Genomic DNA, 11,790 nt, shown 5'->3' with positions numbered 1-11,790 from the left:
CAAAAAGCACTCTTGCCCGTTCTGGACCAAGAGTGCCGTCTAACTGCGCGAGGATAGAGTGAAAGGAGTTTGCAGCAGTAACTACAATTCCCCAAATCAACTTACATCCTCAGCGTAGTCAGACTATTTACGGCAGTCCGGTAGAAACTTTGGGCCATATCCCCTAAATTATACGCATATTTACTTGAATGTAAGTTAATATTACTATCCATCTATTAATTTGTCAATAAAACACGAACAAACTCACATATCTTTTATTAGTTGTTCGTATTTAAGCTGTTACTCCCACTCAATCGTTGCTGGTGGCTTAGACGTAATGTCATACACTACGCGGTTGATGTGCTGGACATCATTTACGATTTTTGTAGAGATTGTCTCCAAAACGTCCCATGGGATTCTTGCCCAGTCTGATGTCATCCCATCAATAGAAGTAACGGCACGAATACCGATTGTATAATCGTACGTACGTGCATCACCCATAACACCTACACTTTTGATGTTAGGAAGTACAGTGAAATACTGCCAGATGTCACGATCAAGTCCTGCTTTAGCAATTTCTTCACGTAGGATGGCATCTGATTCACGAACGATTGTTAGCTTTTCTTCGGTTACTTCACCCAATACGCGGATTGCAAGGCCTGGTCCTGGGAATGGCTGACGCCAAACAATGTGATCCGGAATACCAAGCTGTGAGCCAAGCTCACGTACTTCATCTTTGAAAAGTGTGTTAAGTGGCTCGATTAATTCAAATTGCATATTTTCCGGAAGTCCACCAACATTGTGATGTGATTTAATTGTTTGCGCAGTTTCCGTACCACTTTCGATAATATCTGTGTAAAGTGTTCCTTGTGCAAGGAAGTCAATGTCCTTTAACTTTTCTGCCTCATCATCGAAAACATAGATAAATTCATTTCCAATAATTTTACGTTTCTTCTCTGGGTCATCGACACCTTGTAATTTGGATAAAAAGCGATCTTTTGCATCTACTTTAATAATATTCATATGGAAATCATCTGCAAAAACCTTCATAACATCGTCTGCTTCGTTTTTACGTAACAAACCATGATCAACAAAAATACAAGTTAGCTGATCCCCAATTGCTTTATGAATCAATGCAGCTACAACGGAAGAATCAACTCCACCGCTAAGAGCACAAAGTACTTTACGCTCTCCGACTTTCTGCTGAATCTTTTCTACTTCCATATCAATAAAGTTCTCAATTGTCCAATCTCCATCACATTTACATACATCATAAACAAAATGTTTCAATAGATCATTTCCATATTCAGAATGACGTACTTCCGGATGATATTGCACACCATATAATTGCTTACCCGGATTACTCATTGCTGCAATTGGTGTAGATGGGCTTGTAGCATCAATTTGGAAATCTTCCGGTTCAGCCATTACTTTATCACCATGGCTCATCCATACTGTCTGTTTTTTTGGTGTATCTTTAAATAAAGTCGGTTCGCCGTTCAGATCGATAAGAGCTTTACCATACTCACGGTTTTTGGCTTTTTCAACTTTTCCACCAAAATGTAATGCCATTAACTGCATACCATAGCAAATTCCTAGAATAGGTATATCCAAATCAAAGATTTCCTTATCACAACGGAAACTGTTCTCATCATACACACTGTGAGGGCCACCTGAAAGGATAATCCCCTTCGGATTCATCCGTTTAATTGCTTCAGCAGTTAATTTATGTGAGTGAAGCTCACTGTATACTCCCTGCTCTCTAATGCGTCTTGTGATCAACTGGTTGTATTGGCTACCAAAATCCAATACAAGAATCATTTCATTATTTTCCATCTATTACGCTCCTATCTGTAGCTCGATTATATATCAGCATATACTGTTGTTCCCTCGTTTAGAGTCCCTTCCTATCCTAGCTTCAAAATGAGTATGGACCAGATTTAGCTTGCTGGTAATTAGTATTCTTTTATTATGCTCATTTATTAGCAAGAAGCAAGATCAGTCCATAAATAAAAAATGGATCTCCAACTTTTTGCAGTAAAAAACTACAAAAAGGCAGAGATCCAGGTCTATGAAACAAATAACAACCTTTACAGAAATCTGCCTTCATAGTCAGAACATTTACGGTGTCCCGGTAGAAACTTTCGATCCATATTATCGAGGATATACGACGGCATATAAAACTTCAATATTAGCATGAACATGCTTGTTTAAGTATGTTCTTATTCTACTAACCTTAATCAATCAGGTCAAGCCATTATCCGTTTGATTAAATTTTTCCATAATTGCGTTACTTCTAACGGAACAGCTTGGTTTTGCTGCTGATGGTATAAGATATTTTCAAATTGTGAGGTAAGCCTCCACATTTCATCCGTGGTGTACCTTACATCAATCTTTCGGGCATACTCTCTTAGGGTTTCGTCTGTTTTCTTCCCTAAACCTTTATGCTCTAGTACCTTCATCAGGTGGTGGTATGCCTCTTGATAATTTTTACTGTCCGGATGCTTTCTGAACTTCATTAAAATGAAATGAGTCTTCCAGCGAAAACGCGTTTTATAAATTAGATAGCCAAGAAGGAGTAAAACAAGAAGGAGTATAGTAATACTTTGCCAAGAAAAATTCCATGCAGACTCGTCAGAAGCACTCGCTACATCTTCATCTACATCCTTAGGCAATTCGTTTGGTTTAGGTACCTCCTCTTCTTCCTTCTCCGGTGTTTCCATCATTTCTTCTTCCTGTTGAGCAACATCGTTATTTATCTCTGTATGGAATTCTGCTAAATTTGTGAACCCCTGTGTTGGTTCAAATGGTACCCAACCAGCTTCAGGGAAATAAACTTCCACCCAGGAATGCGCATTTGCATTTGTTACTTCATATATATCAAATGTCTCTTCATTAGCTCCTCCCACTTCACCTTGGATCATTTCTCCGCTCGTGAACCCTTTCGTCCACCGTGCTGGAATTCCCAACGAACGCAGCATAACAACCATTGAAGTAGAATAGTTATCACAGTAACCCACCTTGGAGTCAAATAAAAATTGATCTACATAGTCCTGGTTTGCCTTCGGAACAGGTACATCCATTGTCTGATACTCATAACCATTACTGCTGAAATATCGCTCTATTGCCTTTGTTTTATCATAGCGGTTATCGTAAGAAGCTGTAATTTCTTCTGCCAAGTCATAAACACGATCAGGCAATGTGTTAGGTAATTGGGTGTATTGCGGATTTTCAATATCCTTATTAACTGCCTGATCCGCTTTCCTCAATTCATTTATGGCAAATGATGGGTTATCATAGGAAATAGTGTAATTTTCCAAAACCACTGCTTCATTTTCAATTCTCGGTTCAATAGAGGAAGTAATTGGGTCCAGAAAATAATCCACTCCCGCCGCAAAAACTTGGAAAGTCCCATACGGATAAATCAACTTCTTTATTGACGTATTCCCTTGAAACTCAATCATTGCTTCCATTTTTTCTGTCTCTACACTTTCAAATCGAAACATGGAGCGAAATGCCATCCCTTGGTTATCCATTTGTTGGTAATCAGGATCACCTGACGCCTCCCACCCTTTTCCTGTATACATATCCTTCGTTTCAATCCGCCAATAATGTTCATCTGTCACAGCAGCTTGAAAAACAGGTGTATAATCCTGGACAAAGGATCCACCCAGTCGGGAATCATCCTCACCGTATCCTACTTTTTGAATACTACTTCCTCTATCTGACATACCGGCGTTTTCTGCTTTACTTTTAATAAAAGGAACCGGGTCTGCCCACTGTGGCTCAAATTTCGGTGCTGCATAACCGATAATAGTTGAAACAAAAACAATGACAATCAGTGGAACGAGCCAAACTGCAGTTTTTTTCAGCCAAGAGAAATGAACAGCTTCTTTTTTCAATTCTTTCATAAAATTAGCAATCCCCAAAGCCAAAAAGCCTAAGATAAATGTACGGATAATCGGAAGTGTAGCATCATAAACAGTGAATGTATCTAATACAGCTATATAAGTAAATGTCAGTAAAACAAATAGAAATATTCGTTTCATGATCACAAACCAATAATAAAGCAAATAGCTCATTAGCCAAATTAACAGTAAAAAGAGGACACTTCTAAATAAAGGAGTAAATTGGAAAAATTGCTGACTAAATAATGCTTCGACATTCGTAAATAAGTCACCAAACAATACTGAAAACCACTTCATACTTAAAAACTGTGCCTCTATAAACAATGCATTTACTACAATAAATAAGCCGATGCCTTTTAATAAAAAAGAAATCCACCACTTCATTTGTATCATGGATATAGCAAAACAAAATAAAGCATATAAAATAAAAATAGTTAAACTGCTCGTATCCGTAATATCTTTCACGGGATAGAGCCACTCCAAAAACAAAAGAAAACCCAGGACATATAGGAGGGATGAATATACGATTGATCTGTCCTCACTTGCTGTGTTCATTACAAGCTCACCTCCACTGGGTTTTCAACTAATTCTTTTTCCGTAAGCACTTCTACAATTGTTCCGAATAACTCTAATTGCTGAATTTGCTTGTGGAGCATTGTTGTTATTTCACCAGAAGATGTAATTAGGACAATGCTAATATTTGGTGTCTGTTGTCTCCACTTTTTAACCTTATCAATAATTAAATGATCTAAATGCACCGTGATAATGATTAAGCTGGATTTGTTATTCAAATGGTGCAACATCTCAGAAAAACTGGAAGTAAATTCGGAATCTCCACTTGGCTGAATCTTTGTTAAATGTTGTCTGACTGACTCATTGGCGGTAATTTCACTCTGTAATGGAAAAGATTTATTTTTTTTACCTATTGTTATCAGTTCTACAGGTGTTGCACGTTGTTGGAAAACCTTCACCAATGAAAAGGAAAGCTCTACTGCTGCCTCAAATGCCAAGTAATTCATATTTTTATGGTTACAAGCATCAAGTACAAGTAACAATTCTGTACTTTTTTCCTGTTCGAATTCTTTAGTCATTAAGGTATTCGTCCTAGCTGACTGTTTCCAGTCAATCCATGAAAATTTATCGCCTGGCATATATTCACGTATGCCTGCAGCTATGTTCGTTTGTTTTAAATTAAGAAAAGAGTTAGAGGTTGAGCCTTGTTCATAACTCGACACCTGTTCCTTTAATTCGATTGGCCGTTCATTTGGATATACCAATAGCTGGTCGCTTACCGAATACATCTGGTCTTTCTTTACAAAACCAAATACATCTCCTGTACGTATACGAATCCCATAGAAAAAATGTTCTCCCCTTGGTATATCTTTAAGATTATAACTAAAAGAGAATGTTCGCTTAAAAGACGGAAAAATGACCTTTTTCATCTTCCTGTTCACTTTTAACTTTTCTGGATCATCAAAGTGTTGATATTTATTTTGCCGATTGTCTATTAATTCCAATGTATCAGAAAAGACATCTTCACAAATACAATAATATAAGGGAAACGGAATCGACCTCTTTATATTGACTGTAATTGTTACTTCACTTCCCGCTTGGGCAATATAGCGAGATACTGTGCGGGTAACCTTCCACCCTTTCATCGGATAGAGCAATAAACCAATATGGTATAAAAAAATCGGCTGAAAACTAAAAAATAAGAACCAGCTTACAAAGCCTCCCTGAAACATGGCATACGAAAATAACAAGATGAAAAGCGAAATAATAAAAACAAAGTTACCGATTGTTCGAAGCTTCCTTTTCATCAACCAAATTCCTTTCGAATCGGTATATGGGTGTTTTTAATAATGGAATGAATTACCTCTTCGTTCGTCACACCATCATACCTTGCCTCTGAATGAAGAATGATTCGGTGGGACAGTACATATGGCGCAAGAAATTTAATATCATCAGGCAGTACGTAATCTCTATCATTTATATAAGCAAAAGCTTTAGCAGCTTTCATTAACGAAATGGATCCTCTTGGACTCACCCCTAGATAGATTAATGGATTATTCCTTGAAGCCGTTGCCAGATTAATAATATATTGTTGGATTGATGTATCTATATATATTTCTTTTACTTCCTGTTGGAGCTTAATCAATTCATCTCTGGACATAACCGCATCTATGGTTTCCAGTGGATGTTGTTTAGACGTACGTTGAAGCATTTCCAATTCTTCTGCCATACTCGGATAGCCCATTTTCAGCTTTAAAATAAAGCGGTCAAGCTGAGCCTCAGGAAGTGGATATGTACCTTCATATTCAATAGGATTTTGAGTTGCCATGACAAAGAAGGGTTGTTTTAATGGAATGGTATTGCCATCTACTGTTACACTTTTTTCTTCCATGCCTTCAAGCAATGATGACTGGGTCTTTGGTGAGGTACGATTAATTTCATCTGCTAGAATGATATTTCCTAAAATAGGTCCTCCACGAAATTCAAATTCTAGTTCTTTGGGATTATAAATAGAAATGCCGGTAACATCTGAAGGTAGGAGATCTGGGGTGAATTGAATTCTTCTGAAGTCACAATCCAAAGATTTAGCAATCGTTTTGACTAGCATTGTTTTCCCTACTCCGGGAACATCTTCTAAGAGGACATGCCCTTCAGCCAAAAGTGCGACGAGGCTTAGTATTGCCGCCTCTTCCTTTCCACTCATTACTTTGTTTATATTATCAATTATTTTTCCAACTTTTTCATTATATACGGTTAGTTCCTGCATCATATAAAGACCCCTCTCTGGATGAAGACAATTGTTCCTTTTATACTATAACTATACTAAAAATGGTTATGAAACGAAAGAGAACTTTCAAGTTACTTTTCTATGAAATTTCTTCTTTGACCAAACACCTCTTAATGCTTCGTTTATTCTTAAGTATGTTCCTCTAAGTATATATTTATACGTACTTTAAAACTATTAGTTATACGAGAGGAAGGGGGTTGAAAGTAATGGATAAAACTCTCTGCCGTAGTGGATTTTAATTAATAGAGAACAAAAAAGAGAAGGAGCTATGCATGCTCCTTCTCTTTTTTCATTTATTTAATTAGGAATTTCTATTATTCTTTCTTTGGCGGCTTCTAGCTTCTCCGCCTTTTTGACCGATGTCTTCATAGAATTCCTGGTCATGATTCTTTGCTGTTGTCTTGCCGCCTTTTTGGCCAATTTCTTCATAGAATTCCTGATCATGGTTCTTTGCTGTGGTTTCTCCGCCTTTTTGGCCGATGTCTTCATAGAATTCTTGGTCATGGTTCTTCGCTGTTGTCTTGCCGCCTTTTTGGCCAATCTCCTCATAGAATTCTTGATCATGGTTACGAGCAGTTGTGTTTCCGCCTTTTTTACCTGCTTCTTCTAGAGACATTTTGTTGTTCTTTTCATTATTCTTAGCCATGCTTAACATCTCCTTCCAAGTATTTTAACGGTTTTACTGTACGCATTTTCCTACGACATATTTTTAAATAGAATTAGTTTTAATCATTTTTTCTTTGCTGGGCTCTTTTTTCGCCGCCCTTTTGTCCAATATCCTCATAAAATTCTTTGTCATGATTTTTGGCGGTAGTTTCTCCACCCTTTTTACCAATATCTTGGAAAAATTCCTTGTCATGTTCTTTAGCTGTGGTTTCTCCGCCTTTTTGACCGATCTCTTCATAGAATTCTTGATCATGTTTCTTTGCTGTAGTTTCTCCGCCTTTTTTACCTGCTTCTTCTAGAGACATTTTGTTGTTCTTTTCGTTATTTTTAGCCATGCTTAACATCTCCTTTTGAAAATAGTATTTGTAAGCTTCTACAGTAGTGTTGATTCCACATCTAAATATTTTTAAACTACATTTTGCTCTGTGATTTTGTAGCAACTATTTACCCGGGTTATAAGTTGTTACTGACGCTACAGTACATGTAATTCCACGATAACCCTTTTACTAAACATTATCTTTTTTAAAGTGTTTATTCTTTTCGTCTATCTTCTTATATACTCTGTCAATGACTTCATCTTTTTCATTCTGGGACTGATCTTCCAAATCAAGCTCCAATCGATCCTGCTCGGATAAATTAAACAATGTTTGCTTATATGGCCTCTCCTTTTTAACCATAATCATCCGCCTCTCCATGTGCTTTTATTCAAAAGCATTAATCTCGGAATTCACGTAATTTTTCCGTTTCATCCAAATAAATCCGTCTCCTTTGGTTATCACCGCAACATCAATAGGAGGTCCTACTGATTCTGTAGCTCTTGTCACCCTTCTTTTAAAAGAAGTCAAGTTAACAAGTGCTTCAGCCATCTCAGCCAATTCTTCTTTAGGTAGCGAGCGTACTACACCAAGCAATGGTTCAATATAGTTAGACTGTTGATACTCATTGACAGAGGACTGTATAGACTCATATACTTCATTACCCAATCTTCTGGTTTCCTTAACCTGTTTATCTGTTAAGTCGATATTCAAATGCTTTTTGATTTGTTCATGGTAATTTGTTAAAACCTCTTCAACGATACTGAAGATGGTATCCTCCATTGTTGGTTCAATACCGTACATAAAGGAATCTACCATTTCTCTCTGAGCAAAAGGCAAAATTGCTGCTGTCCCTGCTTTTTTATCTGAGGTATAACTTATCTCTTTGTCTTTTAACTTTTTATATTTTAATTGACCATTTACAAATCCTTCCAACCGATAATTTAGTAGATGAGGAAAGATTTCTTTCTCTCCATATCCGCAAAATACGATACCCGTGCTACCAAGACTATAATAGTCGGACTTGGTCACTTCATATGCCAACTCATTTAAAAGGTCATTCAATTCGTCCGGGGTTTTGTAAACAATAAACTCCTCCCTAACTTCTGTAATGACAGAGTTAAAGGATTTCTGAAAGGTTGTGTAATCCAGCTCTAACCAATCTTTTTTTTGTTTATAATAACTTAGTTGTTCTTTCGCTCTTTCCGCTAGAATAGTGGTGATTTCGTTGGTATCATCTAGTGAAGAGACTTCCTCTTCTACGCCTCTTACTAGCCGTTTAAGGATATCTGAAAAAGTTCGGTATACAATAATATGTTCAATATCTTCTCTTCCAAAACGATTGTCCTGGCGTAAGAAATCGAGAAAGTTTTCGAAGTAATAGGAGAGGTTATCGAATTTCTTATCTCCTAAATATTCTCTGTATGATTTAATAATTATATCCCAAGGAACTTCCATAAAGGATGCTGCTCCATATACCATTATTCCTACTGGATGGTGTTTGGATAGTGAAAAAAGTTTGTTTGCTGAATTGTATACTTTTTGAACGCCATCTCTGCCACTTGTGATCGCACTATCTGCTGCAAGTGCCATACCTAATTTATTCATTATCGCTACTTCTGCTGTCATTTTGATTTCACCCTCCTTACCAAATATGTATCCCTTCCCTATTGATTTGAAACAAAGGTTCTAATATATATGTTGTGGTTATTCAATGATTATAAATAAACTCCGAACTAACTTGTGATATTTCAGTTATGTATGAAAAATAACTTTGTATTTGGAAAGCTCACTGAAATATTGAATTTGGTTATACCACCGCTACGGAAAACACTGCGCTTTTCGGGGGCGGCTGATGAGCCTCGGGCCAACACGATGTTGGCCATGAAGGCGTTGCGACAGGACGTCGCGACTTTAGCCTTCCAGCCCCTATAACGCATTCCGGGGTCTCACCTATGCCTCATCTCCCCCAGAAGTCTCCGTATTTTCCTACGCTAAGAGTTACTTTTTAGCAATAAATGAATTTAGTATTAGGTGTAATAAGGTAGCTTTACATTGTCAAGAAACAAGTGAAAAGCCCGCTCCGCATTTGAGACTTTAAAGCTCATACAAATTGATTGGAGTGGAAGGCGGCAATCTAAGAACGCCACGTCCTGTGGCAACGATTGCATGACCAACGTCCTGTTGGCCCGCGACTCCTGCCGGAATAGCATGAGATGAAGCCCTGGACGGAGCGCAGCGGAGGAAGCGGCTGAAGCCATGCCGGCGGAAAGTGTCCGCCTGAAACGCAAATCAATGGGTGCTTCCTCTGTAAAATGAATTACTCCATCCACCACAAGTTACGTCGGAGTTTATCTAAATTAAGATATACATCTCTACTCACCAGTTAAGTAGGAAGAAATGAACAAAAAACACCACTCTGTGAATTATAGAGTGGTGTTTTTTCCGTTTAGCCATTATATAGAATAGACGATCCTGGTCCAAGATCGATTCCGAATAGCATCCAGACAATCAATACAATGGTCCAGCCGATTAAGAAATAGAGAGAATATGGTAACATAACAGAAATTAATGTACCAATTCCCATCTTCTTATCATACTTCTGTGCAAATGCAATAATAATAGCAAAGTATGTCATTAATGGTGTGATTATATTTGTTGTTGAATCAGCAACACGATAAGCCATTTGGGTCAGTTCCGGAGAATAACCCAGCTGCATCATGATTGGTACAAAAATCGGAGCCATCATCGCCCATTTTGCTGAAGCACTACCAATAAACAAATTGATAAAGGCAGTAATGACAACGAAGGCGAGGATGAGCGGAATCCCTGACAAATTAATGCTATCAAGGAATTCGGCACCATATACACCAAGCACCAAGCCCATATGTGATTCATTAAAGAATGCAACAAATTGACCTGCAGTAAACGCTAGTACAATAAACATTCCCATGGAAGCCATTGTATCTGATAATTGATTTGCTACATCCTTATCATCACGAATAACTTTTGTGATTTTTCCATACACCAGACCTGGTACGAAAAATAGAATTGCAATGATAGGTACAAGAGAGCTCATAAACGGTGATCGTATAATTTCCCCGTTATCGCCACGCATTGGAGCATTCTCTGGCACAATTAAGAAAGACATGATAATCAGTGCAACAATAAGTGATAATGTTGCCCAAAGTAAACCTTTTTTCTCGATTGGTTGGAGACCTTCTAATTCTTCTTTTTGTTCTCCTTTATATTTTCCCAATCTAGGTTCTACCACTCGCTCTGTTACCCATGCACCAATAAAAGTAAGGATGAATACAGACACAATAATGAAGTAATAGTTCATTGCTATATTCATGCCCTCTGCATATGCAGGGTCAATAATAGAAGCAGCAGCAATCGTTAATTCTCCTAGTAAAGCATCCGTAGCGGATAGAAATAAGTTGGCACTAAAACCGGCAGAAACCCCAGCAAATGCTGCTGCCAAACCTGCTAATGGATGGCGGCCAAGTGCTACGAAAATTAAAGCACCTAGTGGTGGCAGCACTACATATCCTGCATCAGAAGCGACACTGGACATAATACCTGCGAACACCAGGCCGGCTGTAATAAAACGTTTAGGAACTGACAATACAAATCCTCGCAATAGCGCGCTAATGAGCCCTGTTCTTTCAGCTACACCAATTCCAAGCATCGTTACAAGAACTACACCAAGCGGCGCAAATCCAATAAAGTTATCTGTCATACTCGTAAATATGTATTGAATACCTTCCGAACTTAACAGGTTGTTTATTTCAACCATTTCTCCCTCTTTGCCTGGATGTTCTACACTAATTCCAAGTGGAGAAAGCAATGCAGATAATAACACAACCAATAATGCCAAAATGGCAAACAACGTAATTGGATGAGGCAGTTTATTACCTAATGTTTCAATCATATCCAGGAAACGTTGAAAAATGCCTTTCCTTTCTTTCACCATAAAGAAACCCCTTCCTATATTATCGATAATATTCTGATTATTATCTCGATACATATCCAAATTTCATTATATAGGGGTTTCTTATTAATTTAAATGGTTAAATAAGAAGTGCTACTAGTGAAAGTATTCATAAGATTGCCCATAGGG

The 11,790-nt window shown here is 37.7% G+C and carries 9 protein-coding genes and 2 riboswitches; all 9 genes read right to left on the bottom strand.

Annotated features, from left to right (window positions below):
* Positions 1-95: 95 nt before the first annotated feature.
* A riboswitch (purine riboswitch) is annotated at positions 96-196 on the bottom strand.
* 83 nt (positions 197-279) lie between these two features.
* Positions 280-1,815: a glutamine-hydrolyzing GMP synthase gene (gene guaA / locus X953_RS03245; RefSeq protein WP_040954334.1), complete on the bottom strand. Its 1,536-nt coding sequence runs from the start codon at positions 1,813-1,815 to the stop codon at positions 280-282.
* Between the two features lie 253 nt (positions 1,816-2,068).
* A riboswitch (purine riboswitch) is annotated at positions 2,069-2,170 on the bottom strand.
* A 58-nt stretch (positions 2,171-2,228) separates the two neighbouring features.
* Positions 2,229-4,442 (bottom strand): transglutaminase domain-containing protein, encoded by a 2,214-nt coding sequence (locus X953_RS03240; protein ID WP_040954333.1) that lies wholly within the window; start codon positions 4,440-4,442, stop codon positions 2,229-2,231.
* On the bottom strand, positions 4,442-5,707 hold the full coding sequence (locus tag X953_RS03235) for a DUF58 domain-containing protein (RefSeq protein WP_040954332.1): 1,266 nt from the start codon (positions 5,705-5,707) through the stop codon (positions 4,442-4,444). The genes X953_RS03240 and X953_RS03235 overlap by 1 nt, the downstream gene beginning before the upstream one ends.
* Positions 5,707-6,669: a MoxR family ATPase gene (locus tag X953_RS03230; protein ID WP_040954331.1), complete on the bottom strand. Its 963-nt coding sequence runs from the start codon at positions 6,667-6,669 to the stop codon at positions 5,707-5,709. Before X953_RS03230 ends, X953_RS03235 begins: the two co-directional genes overlap by 1 nt.
* A gap of 319 nt (positions 6,670-6,988) precedes the next feature.
* Positions 6,989-7,333: a hypothetical protein gene (locus X953_RS03225; protein ID WP_040954330.1), complete on the bottom strand. Its 345-nt coding sequence runs from the start codon at positions 7,331-7,333 to the stop codon at positions 6,989-6,991.
* A gap of 79 nt (positions 7,334-7,412) precedes the next feature.
* Positions 7,413-7,688, bottom strand: coding sequence for a general stress protein (locus X953_RS03220; RefSeq protein ID WP_040954329.1), 276 nt, complete (start codon positions 7,686-7,688; stop codon positions 7,413-7,415).
* 171 nt (positions 7,689-7,859) lie between these two features.
* Positions 7,860-8,036, bottom strand: coding sequence for a hypothetical protein (locus tag X953_RS19705; protein WP_156958436.1), 177 nt, complete (start codon positions 8,034-8,036; stop codon positions 7,860-7,862).
* A gap of 18 nt (positions 8,037-8,054) precedes the next feature.
* Positions 8,055-9,296, bottom strand: a complete 1,242-nt coding sequence (locus X953_RS03215) for a hypothetical protein (RefSeq protein WP_040954328.1) — start codon at positions 9,294-9,296, stop codon at positions 8,055-8,057.
* Between the two features lie 820 nt (positions 9,297-10,116).
* Entirely contained in the window at positions 10,117-11,643 is a 1,527-nt protein-coding gene (locus tag X953_RS03210; protein ID WP_040954327.1) for an AbgT family transporter, read from the bottom strand.
* Positions 11,644-11,790 lie beyond the last annotated feature (147 nt).

The sequence above is a fragment of the Virgibacillus sp. SK37 genome, from assembly GCF_000725285.1.
GTDB lineage: Bacteria > Bacillota > Bacilli > Bacillales > Amphibacillaceae > Virgibacillus_Q.
This window is presented reverse-complemented; position numbering and strand designations above follow the sequence as displayed.

Bases quoted from the DNA above. Each gene is read 5' to 3' on its own strand.
- guaA (WP_040954334.1), bottom strand. From the start codon at position 1,815: ATGGAAAATAATGAAATGATTCTTGTATTGGATTTTGGTAGCCAATAC.
- X953_RS03240 (WP_040954333.1), bottom strand. From the start codon at position 4,442: ATGAACACAGCAAGTGAGGACAGATCAATCGTATATTCATCCCTCCTA.
- X953_RS03235 (WP_040954332.1), bottom strand. From the start codon at position 5,707: ATGAAAAGGAAGCTTCGAACAATCGGTAACTTTGTTTTTATTATTTCG.
- X953_RS03230 (WP_040954331.1), bottom strand. From the start codon at position 6,669: ATGATGCAGGAACTAACCGTATATAATGAAAAAGTTGGAAAAATAATT.
- X953_RS03225 (WP_040954330.1), bottom strand. From the start codon at position 7,333: ATGGCTAAGAATAATGAAAAGAACAACAAAATGTCTCTAGAAGAAGCA.
- X953_RS03220 (WP_040954329.1), bottom strand. From the start codon at position 7,688: ATGGCTAAAAATAACGAAAAGAACAACAAAATGTCTCTAGAAGAAGCA.
- X953_RS19705 (WP_156958436.1), bottom strand. From the start codon at position 8,036: ATGATTATGGTTAAAAAGGAGAGGCCATATAAGCAAACATTGTTTAAT.
- X953_RS03215 (WP_040954328.1), bottom strand. From the start codon at position 9,296: ATGACAGCAGAAGTAGCGATAATGAATAAATTAGGTATGGCACTTGCA.
- X953_RS03210 (WP_040954327.1), bottom strand. From the start codon at position 11,643: ATGGTGAAAGAAAGGAAAGGCATTTTTCAACGTTTCCTGGATATGATT.